The organism is Rathayibacter sp. VKM Ac-2929, from assembly GCF_022815495.1.
Taxonomy (GTDB): domain Bacteria; phylum Actinomycetota; class Actinomycetes; order Actinomycetales; family Microbacteriaceae; genus Rathayibacter; species Rathayibacter festucae.
Window position 1 is genome coordinate 176,213 of record NZ_JALGRV010000001.1, and the last position, 16,116, is coordinate 192,328.

Genomic DNA, 16,116 nt, shown 5'->3' on the forward strand with positions numbered 1-16,116 from the left:
GGTGCGGGTGCTGTGCCGGTGATGCGGGATCAGGGGCGTCTCCTGCCCGAGCGCCGCAGTCGCGACAGCCAGGCCAGGAAGCTGGTGGACACCACCGAGAGCACGAGCAGCACTCCGGTGATGATGTTGATGACGTCGGAGGTGACGTTCGCGAGGCGCAGGGCCGAGGCGATCACGCCGATCAGGATCACGCCGGCGATCACGCCGTGCAGGGCGCCGCGGCCGCCGAAGATCGAGACGCCGCCCAGCAGGACGGCCGCGATCACCTGCAGCTCGAGGCCGGTCGCGTTGTCGCCGCGGGCGGAGCCGTAGCGGAGCGTGTAGTAGATGCCGGCCAGCGCGGAGACGGCTCCGGAGACCACGAAGAGGATGAACTTGGTGCGGTTCACGTTCACGCCGGAGAAGATCGCCGCCTCGTCGTTCAGGCCGATGGCGAAGACGCCACGGCCGAAGCGGGTGGAGTGCAGGACCACCGCGAAGACGATCGCCAGGATCGCGAAGGGCAGCACCACCAGTGGCACCGGGCCGACGAGCTTCGCCTTGGCGAGGTCGGTCCAGAACTCGGGGAAGTCGGTGACGGCAGTGGTGCCGAGCAGTCCGACCGCGAGCCCGCGGTAGAGCGCGAGCGTGCCGATCGTGACGGCGAGCGAGGGCAGCCCCACGACGGTGACGAGGAAGCCGTTCAGCGCTCCGCCGACCGCGCCGGCCACGATCGCGACCAGCGCGGCGACCTCGAACGGCACTCCGGCCTGGTGCAGCGTGCCGGTGAGCACGCTCGCCAGCCCGACGGTGGAGGCGACCGACAGGTCGATCTCGCCGGTGATGATGATCAGCGTCATCGGCAGCGCGATCAGCAGCGTCGGCGCGATGTCGAGGAACAGGTAGGTGATGGTGATCGGCTTGTCGAAGCTCTTCACCGAGGCGGAGGCGACGACGATCACGAGGACCAGCAGCACGACGATCGCGGTCTCGCGGCTGAACAGGACGCGCTGCCAGGCCGGCCGGGCGTAGTCGCGGTACTCGCGCGCGGTGCGCACGGCGGTGGTGTCGGTGACGAGGCTCATCAGGAGTCGTCCCTCTCTTCGAGGAGCTTGCGGGATTGTCGGAGGGAGAGCACGCGGTCGAGCACGATCGCGCCGATGATCAGCACGCCGACGACCGCGCGCTGCCAGAAGTCAGGGACGCCCAGGATCGGCAGGGCCCGGTTGATGGTGAGCAGCAGCACCGCGCCGATCGCCGCGCCCCAGACCGTGCCGGAGCCGCCGAAGATCGCGACGCCGCCGATCACCGCGGCGCCGACCGCGTCGAGCTCGTAGCCGGAGCCGGCCTGCGAGTTGACGGTGCCGTAGCGGGCGGCGTAGAGCACGCCGGCCAGGCCGGTCAGCGCGCCGGAGACGACGAAGGCGACCAGGATGCGCCGGGTGACGGGCAGGCCGTAGAGCCGCGCGGCGTCCGGGTCGGAGCCGATCGCGTAGAACTCGCGGCCCGCGCGCTGGTTGCGCAGGTACCAGCCCGCGGCGACCAGCACGACGAGGGCGATGATCGTGAGGTACGGGATGGTGAGGAACTGGCCGGTGCCCAGGGCGAGGAAGTCCTTGGGCATATCGGACGCGTTGATCCGGTCGCTGCCCGTCCAGGCGACGTTGATGCCGCGGTAGGCGTAGAGCGTGCCGAGGGTGATCACCAGCGCCGGGACCTTCGCGAACGCGACGAGCGCGCCGTTGATCAGCCCGAGCAGTCCGCCGAAGACGACGCCGGCGGCGAAGACCGCGAGGATCGGGATCCCCGGCACGTCCAGGAACAGCCGGCCGGTGAGGTAGGCGGTCAGCCCCAGGATCGAGCCGACCGAGAGGTCGACCGAGCGGGTGATGATCACGATGGCCTGGCCGACCGCGATCAGGATCAGGATCGACGGGGTCAGCAGCAGGTCGCGCCAGCCGTCGGGGGAGAAGAGGAAGGTCGGGTTCTTCGCGGTCGTCGCGATGACGACGAGGACCAGCGCGAGCAGGATTCCCGTCTCGCGGGCCCGGATGAAGGAGCCGAAGCCGGAGGAGAAGGCGTTGGGCTTCGCGGCCGGCACGCGCTTCTGCGCCGGCGCCTGGGCGGTGCTCATGCGGCTGCCCCTCTGGTGGCGGCGAGCATCACGGTCTCGCTGGTGGCGTCGGAGCGGTCGAGCTCGGCGGTGATCCGCCCCTCGCGCATCACCAGGACGCGGTCGGCCATGCCGAGCACCTCGGGCAGCTCGGACGAGATCATCAGGATGCCCATTCCCTCCCCGGCGAGCTGGGAGAGCAGCCGGTGCACCTCGGACTTGGTGCCGACGTCGATGCCGCGGGTCGGCTCGTCGATGATCAGGACCCTCGGATTCGTGGCGAGCCACTTGCCCAGCACGACCTTCTGCTGGTTGCCGCCCGAGAGCGTGCCGGCGACGGTGTCGAGCGCGTCGGTCTTGACCTCGAGGCGCGCGGCCCAGTCGCGCGCGGCGGTGTTCTCGCGGCGGCCGGTGATCAGGCCGCCCCTGGAGAGCGACTTCTGGATCGCCATCGTGATGTTGCGCGAGACGGAGGAGTCGAGCACGAGGCCCTGCTTGCGGCGGTCCTCGGGGACGAGCGCCAGCCCGGCGCGCATCGCGGCCGAGGGGCTGCCGGCCGGGATCCGGCCGCCGACGAGGGTGACCGAGCCGGAGTCGTAGGGGTCGACGCCGAAGACGGCGCGGGCCACCTCGCTGCGGCCGGCACCGACGAGGCCGGCCAGGCCGACGATCTCGCCGGCGCGGACGGTGAAGGAGATGTCGTGGAAGACGCCGGCCGAGGTGAGGCCGCTCACCTCGAGCAGGACGTCGGTGATCTCGGTCGCCTGCTTGGGGAAGAGCTCGGTGATGTCGCGGCCGACCATCTCGCGGACGATGCCGTCGACGGTGGCGTCCTCGGTGGCGGTGGTGGAGATGTAGGCGCCGTCACGCATCACGGTGATGGTGTCGCAGAGCGAGAAGACCTCGTCGAAGCGGTGCGAGATGAAGATCAGCGCGCGGCCCTCGTCGCGGAGCGAGCGGGCGACGGTGAAGAGGCGCTCGACCTCGACGCCGGAGAGCGCGGCGGTCGGCTCGTCCATCACGAGGACCTTCGCGTCGAGCGAGATGGCCTTGGCGATCTCGATGATCTGCTGGTCGGCGATGGAGAGGCCCTCGGCGGGGCGGTCGGGGTCGATCCGGACGCCGAGGCGCTCGAAGAGGCCGACGACCTCGGTGCGCATCGCCCTGCGGTCGATGCGGCCGAGGCGACCGCGGGGCTGCCGGCCCATGAAGATGTTCTCGGTGACGCTGAGATCGGGGAAGAGCGTCGGCTCCTGGTAGATCACGGCGATCCCCGCGGCCTTCGACTGCGAGGTCGAGGAGAAGTCGACCGGCTCGCCGTCGAGGAGGAACTCGCCCGCATCGCGCTGGTGGACTCCGGCGATGATCTTGACGAGCGTCGACTTGCCGGCGCCGTTCTCGCCGACCAGCGCGTGGATCGACCCGCGGTGCACGGCGATGGTGCCCGAGCGCAGCGCGACGACGGCGCCGAACGCCTTGACCACGCGGGCGAGCTCGAGTGCGGGTGGCGGATCTGATGCCACGGGTGGTACCTCCTCATCGAGGGGAATCGCGGTCAGGTCCCGGCTTCGGATGAAGAGGACCTGAATCGATTCATCCAGCTTCATCGCTACTATAGGGACGCCGAGCCGGAGCGGTCAACGCGAGATGCGGCTCGGCGTCCCAGGGGAGGCGATGTGGCGCGAGTGAGCATCCGCGACGTCGCCCTGCGCGCCGGCGTCTCGGTCGGCACGGTCTCCAACGTGCTCAACCGGCCGGACGAGGTCTCCGACGACTCGCTCGCCCGGGTGAACGCCGCCGTCGAGTCGCTCGGCTACGTGCGCAACGACGCTGCCCGGAAGCTGCGCAACGGCGTGAGCTCGACCGTCGGCTTCGTGGTGCTCGACGGGCAGAACCCGTTCTTCAACGACGTGGTCCGCGGGGCGGAGGACGAGGCGTCCCGCCACCAGATCGCCGTGCTCTACGGCAACACCGACGAGGACCCGTCGCGCGAGCGGCAGTACCTGGACCTGTTCGAGGAGCAGCAGGTGCGCGGCGTGCTGATCGCGCCGTACGGCGACATCTCGCAGCGGCTGGAGAAGCTGCGCGGGCGCGGGGTGCCGGTCGTGCTGGTCGACCGCTTCAGCGGGGACGGCCGCTACAGCTCGGTCTCGGTCGACAGTGTCGCCGGCGGGCGGATGGCGGCCGAGCACCTGATCGAGACCGGGCGGCGCCGGCTCGCCTTCGTGGGCGGGCCGTTCGAGATCCGCCAGGTCACCGACCGGCTGGCGGGCGCTCGGGTCGCGGTGGAGAACAGCGATGCGTCGGTCGATCTCGAGGTGGTGGCGACCACGGCGCTGACCGTCGCGCAGGGGGTCGCCGCCGGGATGCGGATCCTGGCCCGGCCGCGGCGCGACCGCCCCGATGCGCTCTTCGCGGCCAACGACCTGGTCGCGCTCGGGCTGCTGCAGGCGCTCGCCGTGGACGGGCGGATGCTGGTGCCGGACGAGATCGCGCTGATCGGCTTCGACGACATCTCCTTCGCCGCGGCCGCCGCCGTGCCGCTGTCCTCGATGCGGCAGCCGAGCTCGGTGATCGGGCGGACGGCGCTGCGCGTGCTGCTCGAGGAGGCGGCGGACCCGGAGCTGATCCCGCGGCAGACGGTGTTCCTGCCGGAGCTGGTCGCGCGGGCGTCGACGCGGGCGCGGCGCTGAGGCGGCGGCCGCGGATCGGGCTCCCGCTAGCGTGGACGGGATCGTCGACCGGATCCGAAGGGGCATCTCGATGACCGCAGCACACCAGGACACCGTCAGCACCGCCACTGTGCGGCACCTCCCGTGGGCCGCGCCCGCGCGGGAGCCCGCGATGAGCACCGCGGTCGACCGCCACGATCGCTGGCGGCTGACCAGCCGCTCGGTGCTGCGCGACGGCCGGCCCTTCGTCCCGGTCTCCGGTGAGCTGCACTACAGCCGGGTACCGCGCGAGCGCTGGGAGGAGCGGCTGCGGCTGATGCGCTCGAGCGGCGTGACGGTCGTGGCGTTCTACGTGATCTGGATCCATCACGAGGAGGTGCGCGGGGAGCGCCGCTTCGACGGGGACCTCGACGTCGGCGCGTTCGTCGACCTGTGCGCGGAGGTCGGCCTGGACGTCGTGCTGCGGGTGGGGCCGTGGTGCCACGGCGAGGTCCGCAACGGCGGCTTCCCGGACTGGGTGCAGGCCGCCGAAGTCGAGCACCGGACGGACGACCCGGGGTATCTCGCGCTCGTCCGGGAGTGGTTCGGCGCGCTGGGCGGCGAGCTGGCGTCGCGGTGCGGACCGGGCAGCAACGTGGTGGCGATCCAGATCGAGAACGAGATCTACGACCAGCCCGAGCACATCCGGACCCTGAAGGGCCTGGCCCGGGAGACGGGGCTGACGGCGCCGATCTGGACGTCGACGGGCTGGGGCGGCGCCGACCTGCCGCTGGACGAGGTGCTGCCGCTGTTCGGCGGCTACGCGGACGGCTTCTGGGTCGAGTCGGACTCGCCGTGGGACTCGACGTTCCGCGACCACTTCTTCTTCAGCCACACGTGGGACGACCCGGGCATCGGCGCCGACGTCCGCGGCGCGACGACGGACGCGGTGACGCCCCGCGCCCCCTCGCTCGACTACCCGCCGGCGACCTGCGAGCTCGGCGGCGGCATGGCCACCGCCTACCACCGGCGCCCGGCCGTGCAGCCGCGCGACATCGCGGCGGTCGCGCACACCAAGATCGGCAACGGCTCGGCCTGGCAGGGCTACTACATGTACGCCGGCGGGACGAACCCGCGCGGCGCCGCCGCCGACGGGCTGCAGGAGTCGCAGGCGACCGGCTACCCGAACGACCTGCCGCGGTTCGACTACGACTTCCGCGCGCCGATCGGGGCGAGCGGCCGGCCGTCGCCGACCCTCGCGCTGCTGCGGCGCCAGCACGCCTTCCTCGAGGCGTTCGGCGAGCGGCTCGCGCAGATGCCGTCGACGCTCCCGGACGAGCTGCCGTCGAGCCAGCAGGACACGGACACGCTCCGCTGGGCGCTGCGGAGCGACGGGGCGAGCGGCTTCGTCTTCGTCACCTGGCACCAGCCGCACGAGCCGCTGCCGGAGCACCCGGGCGTGGTGCTCGAGATCGGTCTCGACGACGAGGTCGTGCGGTTCCCCTCGGTGAGCACGCCCGTGCCGGCCGGGACGCTGGCGGTCTGGCCGGTGCGCCTGATGGTCGGCGGGGTCCGGCTGGACTGGGCGACCGCGACGCCGCTGACGCTCCTCGACGGGGCGGAGCCGACGCTGGTCCTGGTGGCGGCCGCGGGCGTCGTCGCCGAGCTCGCCTTCGCCGAGGGCACGCGGCTGGAGGTGGACGGGGAGCGGCAGGACGGCGCGCTCCTCCGCCTCGACGTCGACGAGCCGGTGCTGGTGCGGGCGGAGGGCGACGGCGGAGCGTGCTCGGTGCTGATCCTGTCCGCGGAGGCGGGCGAGGAGGCGTCGGTGCTCGCCGCCGCCGGCTCGGGGGAGCGCCGCCTCGTCCTCTCGGAGGACCCGGTCTGGCTCGACGGAGCGGGGCGGATCGCGGGGGACGTCCGCGCAGGGAGCCGCCTGCCGCGCGCCTACGACCCGGAAGGGCAGCGCTTCGTCCCGGTCGCCGGATCGGCGGCGTCGATGCGGCCGGAGACGGAGGCGGTCGAGGCGCCCCTGCTCCGCGCGAGCGACGCCGTGCCGGTGTCCTACGGGGAGTCCGCGGGGCGCGCCTCCGCACCCCGGGACGCCGACTTCGCCGCCGCGGCCGCGCACCGGCTCGAGCTGCCGGAGACCGATCCGGCGGCGCAGCGCCGCGAGCTCGAGATCCACTGGTCCGGCGACGTCGCCCGGATCCTCGTCGACGGCGAGGTCGTCGCCGATCAGTTCTGGGACGGTGGGCCGTGGGTGCTCGACCTGGACGCGCTGAACGCGGGCTCCGGGGACGTCGTCCTGGAGATCCTGCCGATGTCGCCCGACGCGCGGATCGGCCTGACCGGGAGCGCCGAGGAGCGCCGGCGACGGGACGCTTCTCCTCTTCTCGAGCTCGGCCCGGTCGTCCTGGCGCACTGGTACCGGTGGACCGAGGACCGACCGGCGTCCAGGTGGCGTGCACGCCCGGAATCTAGGGTGGGCGGATGACCTCCTGGAGCGCCGCAGACATCCCCGACCAGACCGGCAGGACGTTCGTCGTCACCGGCGCGAACAGCGGACTGGGGGAGGCGACCGCGCGGGCGCTCGCCGAGCACGGCGCCCGCGTGGTCCTCGCCTGCCGGACCGTCGAGAAGGGCGAGCGGGCTGCGGAGCGGATGGGCGGCGACGTCGTCGTCCGGCGGCTCGACCTCGCCGACCTCGCCTCGGTGCGCGAGTTCGCCGAGGCGACCGGGCCGATCGACGTGCTGGTCAACAACGCCGGCATCATGGCGGTCCCGGAGGGGCGCACCGCGGACGGCTTCGAGCTGCAGTTCGGCACGAACTTCCTCGGGCCGTTCGCGCTGACCGGGCTGCTGCTGCCGCGGATCGCGGACCGCGTGGTGTCGCTCTCGAGCCTCGCCCACCGCTTCGGCGCGCTCGACTTCGACGACCTGAACTGGGAGCGCCGCCGCTACAGCCCGTGGCCGGCCTACGGACAGTCCAAGCTGGCCGACCTCGTCTTCGCGTTCGAGCTGCACCGACGCCTGCGCCGGGCCGGCTCGAGCGTCGGCTCGATGGCCGCGCACCCGGGGATGTCGGTCACCGAGCTGCACACGCACACCGGCGACGGGCAGGGCGCGATCATGGGCGCCCTGATGCGCTCGGTCGGGCAGAGCGGTGACGACGGCGCGCTGCCGACGCTGCTCGCGGCGACTTCGCCCGACGCGCGCTCCGGCGCCTACTACGGACCGGGCGGCCTCGGCGAGGTCCGCGGGGCGCCGCGCCAGGTGAACCCGAACCGCGCCGCCCGCGACCGGGACACGGCGCGCCGGCTCTGGGACCGCGCCGTCGAGCTGACCGGGGTGTCGCCGCTCGACGCGAGCTGAGCGCGACCGCCCGTCGAGGACACCCGCTCCCGCCCGATCCCGGCTCCTCCGTACACTGGCGAGCGCGCGGGAAGCCGCCGCCGGACCCCGAGGAGCACCGTGGCAGCACGACGAACGACCGCCGCCGCGACGCTGCACGACGTCGCCCGGGCGGCGGGGGTGTCCCTGGCCACCGCCTCGCGGGTGCTCAACGGCAGCACGCGCAAGGTGCAGGGCGAGTACCGCGAGCGGGTCGAGGCGGCCGCGGCCGAGCTGGGCTACTCCGCGAACCCGGCGGCGCAGGCCGTCGCGCGCGGGACCACCTCGACGATCGCGCTGCTCGTCAGCGACATCACCGACCCCTACTTCTCGGGCATCGCCTCCGGAGTGATCGGCGCGGCCGACGCGTCGCGGCTGGACGTCCGGATCGCCGTCACCGACCGCGACCCGGACAAGGAGCTCGGCCTGGTCCGCTCGCTGCGCGGCGGCCGGCCGCGGGCGATCGTCCTGGCCGGCAGCCGCTTCGCCGCCGACCGGCACCGCGACGCGCTGATCGCCGAGCTGCAGGCCTACGAGGCGTCCGGCGGGCGAGTCGCCATGATCAGCCAGGGCGGGCTGCCGTTCCCCTCGGTGCAGGTGGACAACCGCGCCGGAGCGCGTGCGCTCGCGGCGGCGCTCGCCGAGGCCGGCTACCGGCGCTGCGCGATCGTGCGCGGTCCGGAGGCGGTGCTGACGTCGTCCGACCGGGTCGCGGGGTTCCTCGAGGGGCTGTCCGCGGCCGGTGTGAGCGTCGATCCGGATCTGATCGTCGAGGCGCCGCTCACCCGGGACGGCGCGTTCGACGCGGCGGCCGCGCTGCTGGCCGGGCGCTCCGCCGACATCGACCTGGTCTTCGCGGTGACCGACCTGATGGCGGTCGGCGTCGCCTCCGCGATGCGCGCGGCCGGAGTGGAGCCCGGCGCGGGCATGGGCGTCGCGGGCTTCGACGACGCGCCCATCGCGGAGGACGTGCACCCGGGGCTGACCACGGTCGCGGTGCCGCTGGCCGCGCTCGGCGAGCGCGCCGTCGCCGCGGCCCTCGGCGACGAGGCCGACGGCGCCTCCGTCGAGCTGCCCACCCGCGTCGTCCTGCGCGCGAGCACCCCGCCGCGAGCCGCGCCGCCCGCGTAGCGCGCGCCGTGCTGGTCGAGTAGCCCTGCAGGGGCGTATCGAGACCCGCCGTCCCCCGAAGGGCAGGTCTGCAGACGCCTGTTCTGACGGGGGTGGATCTCGATACGCCCGCTGCGCGGGCTACTCGATCAGCATGGAGTGCGCGGCGAACGCGTCGACGTGGGCCGTCCCTTGCTGGTCGAGTAGCCCGAAGGGCGTATCGAGACCCGGCCACCACCGTTCCTCCGCTGAATGGGAAAGCGCTTGCCCGCCGGGCCGCTCCGCGGCTACCATCAGGAAAACGCTTCCCACTCCTCGAAAGGCGCACCGTGTCAGAGTCGACCACCCCCACCCTCGGGATCATCCTGAACGGCGCCTCCGGCCGGATGGGCTACCGCCAGCACCTCGTCCGCTCGATCCTGGCGATCCGCGAGCAGGGCGGCGTGCTGCTCTCCGACGGCACCCGCGTGCAGGTCGAGCCGCTGCTGGTCGGGCGCTCCGAGGCGAAGCTCGCCGAGCTCGCCGGCAAGCACGGCCTGACGAACTGGACCACCGACCTCGACGCCGCGCTCGCCGACCCGAAGTGGCAGGTCTACGCCGACTTCCTCGTGACGAAGGCGCGCGTCCCCGCGATCAAGAAGGCGATCGCCGCCGGCAAGCACATCTACACCGAGAAGCCCACGGCGGAGTCCTACGCCGAGGCGCTCGAGATCGCCGAGCTGGCCAAGGAGGCCGGCATCAAGAACGGCGTCGTGCACGACAAGCTCTACCTGCCGGGCCTCCAGAAGCTCAAGCGCCTCATCGACTCCGGCTTCTTCGGCCGCATCCTCAGCGTCCGCGGCGAGTTCGGCTACTGGGTCTTCGAGGGCGACTGGCAGGCCGCCCAGCGTCCGAGCTGGAACTACCGCAGCGAGGACGGCGGCGGCATCATCGTCGACATGTTCCCGCACTGGAACTACGTGCTCGAGAACCTCTTCGGACCGATCGAGGGCGTCTACGCCAAGGCGACCACCCACATCGAGACCCGGGTCGACGAGAACGGCGCGCCCTACACCGCGACGGCCGACGACGCGGCCTACGCGATCTTCGATCTCGCCGGCGGCATCACCGCGCAGCTCAACTCCTCCTGGGCCGTGCGGGTCGACCGCAAGGAGCTCGTCGAGTTCCAGGTCGACGGCACGCTCGGCTCGGCCGTGGTCGGCCTGTTCGGCGCCAAGATCCAGCCGCGCGTCGCGACCCCCAAGCCCACCTGGAACCCGGACCTGCCCGAGACGCACGACTACGCCGAGGACTGGCAGGAGCTGCCCGTCAACGACGTGTTCGAGAACGGCTTCAAGACCCAGTGGGAGCAGTTCATCCGCCACGTGGTCGAGGACGCTCCGCACGAGTACGACTTCTTCGCCGGTGCGCGCGGCGTGCGGCTCGCCGAGCTGGGCCTGGAGTCCTCCCGCGAGGGCCGCCGGATCGACGTCGCCGCGCTCGACGCCGCCGCCGACGCCGAGGTGCTCGTGCAGGCGGGCGCCGTCCAGTGAGCGGGCTGACCCTCCTCGGCGCCGACGGCGCGACCCGCTCCATCGAGCTGCTCCCGGCGCCCGCGCACGCGAGGCCCACCGCGCCGCTGCGCTCGCGCACCGCCTACGCCGCCGCGCACGTCGTGCCGCTGGTGCACGGCGAGAACCGGCCCGGCCACCCGGCCCAGATCGACTGGGACGCGACGCTCGGCTTCCGCCACCACGTCTGGTCCTGGGGCCTGGGCGTCGCCGACGCGATGGACACCGCGCAGCGCAACATGGGCCTGGACTGGACTGCGACCCAGGAGCTGATCCGCCGCAGCGCCGCCGAGGCCGCGTCGGTCGGCGGGGCGCTCGTGGTCGGGATCAACACCGACCAGCTCACCGACGACGTCGTCCCGCTGGACACCGTCATCGACGCCTACGTCGAGCAGCTCGCCTTCGCCGAGGACGCGGGGGCGGAGGTCGTGCTGATGGCCAGCCGGCACCTCGCCCGCGCCGCGGAGACCGCCGCCGACTACGAGCGCGTCTACGCCGCCGTGCTCGCCCGCGCCACGAAGCCGGTCGTCCTGCACTGGCTCGGCACCGCCTTCGACGGCGTGCTCGAGGGCTACTTCGGCGCGGCAGACCCGGTCGACGCCTTCCCGGTCGTCCAGCGGATCATCGAGGACAACCTCGACTCGGTGCGCGGCATCAAGATGTCGCTGCTGGACGCGGACGCCGAGATCGCGCTGCGCTCGCGGCTGCCCGAGGGCGCGACCCTCTTCACCGGCGACGACTTCAACTACGTCGGCCTGATCGAGGGCGCCCCCGACGCCGACGGCACGCCGCGCTGGTCGGACGCGCTGCTCGGCGCCTTCGCCGCGCTGGCGCCGAGCGCCTCCGCCGCGATCCAGGCGCTGGACGCGGGCGACACCGCCGAGTACCGCCGTGTGCTGGGCCCGACCGAGGCGCTCTCGCGCCAGGTCTTCGCCGCGCCGACGCAGTATTACAAGACCGGAGTCGCGTTCCTCTCCTGGCTGAACGGCCACCAGCCTGCCTTCTCGATGGTGGGCGGCCTGCACTCCGCGCGCTCGCTGCCGCACCTGTCCGAGATCGTCCGGCTCGCGAACGCGTCCGGCGCGCTGGAGCGGCCGGAGCTCGCGGCCGACCGCTGGACCGGGCTGCTCGCGCTGAACGGGGTCGACGTGACCCGCGCCGTCGAGGGGCTGCACCTGGTCGAGGCGGTGCCCGCATGAGCGCCGACCCGCGCCTGTCGCTGAACCAGGCCACGATCAAGCACGCGTCGCTCGCCGAGGCGCTCGACACCACGTCCGCCGCGGGCATGAGCGCGATCGGCCTCTGGCGCGAGCCGGTCGCCGCGGTCGGGCTCGCGGAGGCCGTGCGCCTCGTCGCCGACTCCGGCCTGCGCGTCTCCTCCCTCTGCCGCGGCGGCTTCTTCACCGCGCCCGAGGGGCCGGAGCGGCGGGCGGCGATCGACGAGAACCGCCGCGCGATCGAGGAGACCGCCGCGCTCGGTGCCCCCGCGCTCGTGCTCGTCGCCGGCGGACTGCCGACGGGCTCGCGCGATGTGGTCGGCGCCCGGGCCCGCGTGCAGGACGCGCTGGCCGAGCTGGCCGACGACGCCGCGGCGGCGGGCGTGCAGCTCGCGATCGAGCCGCTGCACCCGATGTACGCCTCCGACCGCGCTGTCGTCTCGACGCTCGGTCAGGCCCTCGACCTCGCCGCGCCGTTCGACGCGGCCGCGGTCGGCGTCGTCGTCGACACCTTCCACGTCTGGTGGGACCCCCAGGTCCTCGCGCAGATCGCCCGCGCCGGAGCGGAGGGCCGGATCGCGAGCTACCAGGTCTGCGACTGGGTGACCCCGTTGCCGGCCGACGTGCTGCTCGCCCGCCGCTACCCGGGCGAGGGTGTCATCGACTTCGGATCGCTCACCCGCGCGGTCGTCGAGGCGGGCTACGCCGGCGACGTCGAGGTCGAGATCTTCCACCAGGAGGTCTGGGACACGGCGTACCCCGAAGTGGCCGAGCGCGTCGTCGCGGCCTTCGCCGAGACGGTGTCGCCGCACCTCTGAGAGGCGCACCCCTGAACTCCCGGTCCGCCGTCGCTGGAGGGTGAGCGGCGGACCGGGCTCCTTCTTCTCGAGGAGCCCTCTAGAGAAGCGACGCGCTCAGCTCCACGGCAGATCCAGCGCGTCGAACGTCGTCTCCCGGCGCAGCGCCTCCTGCAGTGCGTGCTCGACGCCGTCGACTACGCGGTGGCGCCCCTCGATGTCCTGCACCTCGCGCCAGGCGTCCGTGGGCAGCGCGCGCGGCGACGGAGCCGCCATCACCGCCTCGAGCAGGCGGAGGAAGCCGCCGGTGCGCTCGATCCCGGCGTGCAGCGGCGTTCCCAGCTCGCGGGCGGCGAGCAGTCCCTCGAACGGCGTGATCCGGTCGTACTGCAGCGTGCGCGGCGGCAGGCCTTCGCGCACGAGCTGCACCACGTCGAGCGTGTAGTAGAAGCGGAGCGTCCCGCGGGTGCCGACGATCTCGACGGAGGGCTCCTCCGGCCGCTCGGCGCAGAGGGTGACCGCGGTCGTGACCCGCAGGCCGTCGGCCAGGGTCAGCACGGCGACCGAGGTGTCGTCCGCCTCGATGTCGTTCGCGCGGCGCAGGTCCAGCCGCACGTCGACGACGTCCTCGAGCCGGTCGGCACCGGCGATCGCGAGGGCGGTGGCGGTCGCGTGCGAGAAGGGGTTGGTCAGGACGCCGTCGGCGACGACCGCGCCGTCGAGCGTGCGGCGGCCGGCCCAGGGGGAGCGCGACCAGTAGCGGTCGTCGCGGACCCAGACCCCGGAGGCGCCGTAGCGCAGGACGTCGCCGATCTCGCCGTCGGCCACGGCCGTGCGGATCGCCGGGATCGCGGAGGAGCCGAGGCTCTGGAAGCCGACCTGCACGAGCGAGCCGGTCGCCGCGGCGCGCCCCGTGATGGCGGTGAACTCGGCGAGCGAGGCGGCCGGCGGCTTCTCCAGCAGGACGTCGTTGCCGTGGTCCATCGCCGCGAGGGCGATCGCGGCGTGGGTGTGGATCGGGGTGCTGATGATGACGACGTCGGTGCCGCCGGCGGCGAAGAGGCCGGTCGCGTCGGGGTGGTGCGCGACGCCGTCGGGGAGCAGCCCCTCGACCGGCGGCCGGGGGTCGGCGACGCCGACGAGCCGGACGCGGCCGTCGCGGTGCGCCGCGAGGACGGCGCCGAGGTGCGAGGCGCCGTAGCCGCCGATGCCGACGAGCCCGATCCGGGGGATCACGGTCGGACTCCGGAGAGCGGGCGGCTGCGGTCGTCTCGTCTGCTCTGCATGATCCGGCCAGCGTATCGGAAAGCGGTTACCGGTGACCAGTGGGGTCGATGATCGTCATGCCCGCCGGGTTCGAGCGGTCGAAGACGGGGAGCAGCTCGGCCGCCTCCTCGAGTCCGATGGTGCGCTCGATCAGGCGCTGCGGGGCGAGGACGCCCTGCTCGATCAGCCGGAGCATCCCGGGGTAGTCGCGCGCCGCCATCCCGTGGCTGCCGAGGACGTCCAGCTCCCAGGCGATGACGCGCGCCATCGGCACCCGCGGGTGCCCCTCGACCGGCGGCAGCAGGCCGACCTGCACGTGCCGGCCGCGGCGGCGCAGGCTGAGCAGGGCGTCGGCGCAGGTCTGCTCGCTGCCGACGGCGTCGACGGCGACGTGACTCCCGCCGCCGGTGAGCGCGTGCACGGCGGCCGGCAGATCGCGGCCGTCGGCGAGGAGGACGTGCTCGGCTCCGACGCTCGCGGCGACCTCGAGGGCCGCGGCGTTCCGGTCGACCGCGATGACGCGGGCGCCGAGCGCCTGCGCGACCATGACGGCGCTGAGGCCGACGCCGCCGGCCCCGATCACGGTCACCCACTCGCCGGGCTGCACCCGGGCTCGCCCGACCAGCGCGCGGTAGGCGGTGGCGAAGCGGCAGCCGAGGCTCGCGGCGGTGGCGAAGTCGACGCCCTCCGGGATCGCGACGAGATTGGTGTCGGCCGCGTGCAGCGCGACGAGCTCGGCGAACGAGCCCCAGTGCGTGAAGCCGGGCTGCTCCTGGTCCGGGCAGACCTGGGCGTCGCCCTGCAGGCACCACTCGCAGCGGCCGCAGCCGCAGACGAACGGCACGGTCACCCGGTCGCCGACCGCCCAGTTCCGGACCTCGGGCCCGACCTCGGCGATCACACCGGCGAGCTCGTGCCCCGGGACGTGCGGGAAGGCGATGTCGTCGTGCCCGGCCCAGGCGTGCCAGTCGCTCCGGCACAGCCCGGTGGCCAGCACCCGCACGACGACGCCGTCAGCCGGGGCGACCGGTGTCGGGACGTCGCGGACCTTAGGCTCGCCGCGGACGGAGTCGAGGACGAGAGCGCGCATGCCCTCATCCTGGCAGCGCGGCGGGGAGACGCCGAAAGCCCACGCTCTCGCGTGGGCCTCGGAAGTGGAGCGTCGCAGGCGACGCGTCCGGGACGACTTCAGCAGTCGTCGGCGCCGAACCGGAGGTCGGTGAGCGAGACGAAGTGCCAGCCCTGACGGCCGTCGTGCTGGGTGTAGGTCAGGGTGCTGCCCGAGGGGAAGACGCCGAAGTGGAAGGTGTCGGAGCGGGTGACGCCCGCCGTCGTGTACTCGTTCCCGGTGGCGCGGCGGAAGGGGTCGGCGAGGGTGCCGGCGCCGGCGCCGGGGAGCGAGCCGGACGTGGCGATCGAGGTCGGCTCGGTGCTGAAGCCGACGGCGTCCCAGTAGGTCGGCACCCACGAGTTCGCGTCGGTGTTCGAGGTGATGTCGAAGACCGTCAGCTGGAAGTCGACCGGGTCGAAGAGCGCGCCGTCGGCGTCGCGGAACTCGAAGGTCAGCGTCTGCGCGTCGGAGCCCGGGGTGGGGAGGACGGCGAGGTCGCCCTCGCGGCGCTGATTGAGCACGAGCGCACCCGCCGGGCCGAAGCCGGCGAAGGAGTACTCGGAGGGGACGCCGCCGGGGGCGTTCCCGGCCCAGCCCGAGCCGTTCTGGCTCATGTTGTAGCGCGTGCCGCCGGAGAGGTCGGTCGTGCCGGCGGCGAGGGTCGAGGTGATGCGGATCGTCGAGGTGCGGCCGGAGGCGGAAGTCGCGCCGAGGACGGCGGGGTTGCCGCTCGCGTTCGTCGCGGCGAACTGCGTGACGCTCGTGCAGGGCGCGGTCGACGCGGCGGCGAGGGGCGCGCCTGTGGCGATGGCGACGACGGGGACGGTCCAGAGGGCGGTGGTGGTGAGCGAGCGGCGGGAGAGTCCGGGCGCGGGGGTGCTGGTCATGGCGGGATCCGTTCGGGTGCGGAGGGGAGCGGGCGAGGCGGA

Annotated in this window: 13 protein-coding genes; 7 read left to right on the plus strand and 6 right to left on the minus strand. The window is 73.4% G+C overall.

Features of this window, described 5'->3' with window-relative positions:
* Positions 1-29: 29 nt before the first annotated feature.
* Genes MT355_RS00795 through MT355_RS00805 form a run of 3 tightly spaced genes read right to left on the minus strand, consistent with a single transcriptional unit; the run spans position 30 to position 3,615 of the window.
* The gene (locus tag MT355_RS00795; RefSeq protein ID WP_243598169.1) at positions 30-1,064 is read right to left on the minus strand and encodes an ABC transporter permease; all 1,035 of its coding nucleotides are present in this window, start codon (positions 1,062-1,064) and stop codon (positions 30-32) included.
* Positions 1,064-2,113, minus strand: coding sequence for an ABC transporter permease (locus MT355_RS00800; RefSeq protein WP_173251333.1), 1,050 nt, complete (start codon positions 2,111-2,113; stop codon positions 1,064-1,066). The genes MT355_RS00795 and MT355_RS00800 overlap by 1 nt, the downstream gene beginning before the upstream one ends.
* The gene (locus tag MT355_RS00805; RefSeq protein ID WP_243598170.1) at positions 2,110-3,615 is read right to left on the minus strand and encodes a sugar ABC transporter ATP-binding protein; all 1,506 of its coding nucleotides are present in this window, start codon (positions 3,613-3,615) and stop codon (positions 2,110-2,112) included. The genes MT355_RS00800 and MT355_RS00805 overlap by 4 nt, the downstream gene beginning before the upstream one ends.
* Before the next feature lie 153 nt (positions 3,616-3,768).
* Between MT355_RS00805 and MT355_RS00810 the strand changes: the two genes are divergently transcribed.
* From MT355_RS00810 to MT355_RS00840, 7 genes are all read left to right on the plus strand, one after another.
* Positions 3,769-4,785 carry a LacI family DNA-binding transcriptional regulator gene (locus MT355_RS00810; protein ID WP_243598171.1) on the plus strand — a complete coding sequence of 339 codons (1,017 nt, stop codon included), beginning with the start codon at positions 3,769-3,771 and terminating at the stop codon, positions 4,783-4,785.
* A 70-nt stretch (positions 4,786-4,855) separates the two neighbouring features.
* Positions 4,856-7,240: a beta-galactosidase gene (locus MT355_RS00815; RefSeq protein WP_243598172.1), complete on the plus strand. Its 2,385-nt coding sequence runs from the start codon at positions 4,856-4,858 to the stop codon at positions 7,238-7,240.
* Entirely contained in the window at positions 7,237-8,118 is an 882-nt protein-coding gene (locus MT355_RS00820; protein WP_243598173.1) for an oxidoreductase, read from the plus strand. Before MT355_RS00815 ends, MT355_RS00820 begins: the two co-directional genes overlap by 4 nt.
* Positions 8,119-8,217: 99 nt before the next feature.
* Positions 8,218-9,267: a LacI family DNA-binding transcriptional regulator gene (locus MT355_RS00825; protein WP_243598174.1), complete on the plus strand. Its 1,050-nt coding sequence runs from the start codon at positions 8,218-8,220 to the stop codon at positions 9,265-9,267.
* Positions 9,268-9,632: 365 nt separating this feature from the next.
* Positions 9,633-10,778 (plus strand): Gfo/Idh/MocA family protein, encoded by a 1,146-nt coding sequence (locus MT355_RS00830; protein ID WP_123447046.1) that lies wholly within the window; start codon positions 9,633-9,635, stop codon positions 10,776-10,778.
* Positions 10,775-11,995, plus strand: a complete 1,221-nt coding sequence (locus MT355_RS00835) for a DUF993 family protein (protein WP_243598175.1) — start codon at positions 10,775-10,777, stop codon at positions 11,993-11,995. Before MT355_RS00830 ends, MT355_RS00835 begins: the two co-directional genes overlap by 4 nt.
* The gene (locus MT355_RS00840; RefSeq protein ID WP_243598176.1) at positions 11,992-12,831 is read left to right on the plus strand and encodes a sugar phosphate isomerase/epimerase; all 840 of its coding nucleotides are present in this window, start codon (positions 11,992-11,994) and stop codon (positions 12,829-12,831) included. Before MT355_RS00835 ends, MT355_RS00840 begins: the two co-directional genes overlap by 4 nt.
* Before the next feature lie 96 nt (positions 12,832-12,927).
* Here MT355_RS00840 and MT355_RS00845 read toward each other — a convergent pair whose 3' ends face one another.
* The 3 genes from MT355_RS00845 to MT355_RS00855 all read right to left on the minus strand — a co-directional run bounded on the left by MT355_RS00845 (position 12,928) and on the right by MT355_RS00855 (position 16,074).
* Complete coding sequence (locus MT355_RS00845) at positions 12,928-14,046, minus strand: Gfo/Idh/MocA family protein (protein ID WP_243598177.1); 1,119 nt, start codon at positions 14,044-14,046, stop codon at positions 12,928-12,930.
* A gap of 76 nt (positions 14,047-14,122) precedes the next feature.
* Positions 14,123-15,166: a zinc-dependent alcohol dehydrogenase family protein gene (locus MT355_RS00850; RefSeq protein WP_243598178.1), complete on the minus strand. Its 1,044-nt coding sequence runs from the start codon at positions 15,164-15,166 to the stop codon at positions 14,123-14,125.
* Positions 15,167-15,264: 98 nt separating this feature from the next.
* Positions 15,265-16,074 (minus strand): hypothetical protein, encoded by an 810-nt coding sequence (locus MT355_RS00855; protein ID WP_123446757.1) that lies wholly within the window; start codon positions 16,072-16,074, stop codon positions 15,265-15,267.
* Positions 16,075-16,116 lie beyond the last annotated feature (42 nt).

Coding starts and splice junctions, on each gene's coding strand:
- MT355_RS00850 (WP_243598178.1), bottom strand. CDS start 15,166: ATGCGCGCTCTCGTCCTCGACTCCGTCCGCGGCGAGCCTAAGGTCCGC.
- MT355_RS00820 (WP_243598173.1), top strand. CDS start 7,237: ATGACCTCCTGGAGCGCCGCAGACATCCCCGACCAGACCGGCAGGACG.
- MT355_RS00815 (WP_243598172.1), top strand. CDS start 4,856: ATGACCGCAGCACACCAGGACACCGTCAGCACCGCCACTGTGCGGCAC.
- MT355_RS00800 (WP_173251333.1), bottom strand. CDS start 2,113: ATGAGCACCGCCCAGGCGCCGGCGCAGAAGCGCGTGCCGGCCGCGAAG.
- MT355_RS00830 (WP_123447046.1), top strand. CDS start 9,633: ATGGGCTACCGCCAGCACCTCGTCCGCTCGATCCTGGCGATCCGCGAG.
- MT355_RS00795 (WP_243598169.1), bottom strand. CDS start 1,064: ATGAGCCTCGTCACCGACACCACCGCCGTGCGCACCGCGCGCGAGTAC.
- MT355_RS00840 (WP_243598176.1), top strand. CDS start 11,992: ATGAGCGCCGACCCGCGCCTGTCGCTGAACCAGGCCACGATCAAGCAC.
- MT355_RS00855 (WP_123446757.1), bottom strand. CDS start 16,074: ATGACCAGCACCCCCGCGCCCGGACTCTCCCGCCGCTCGCTCACCACC.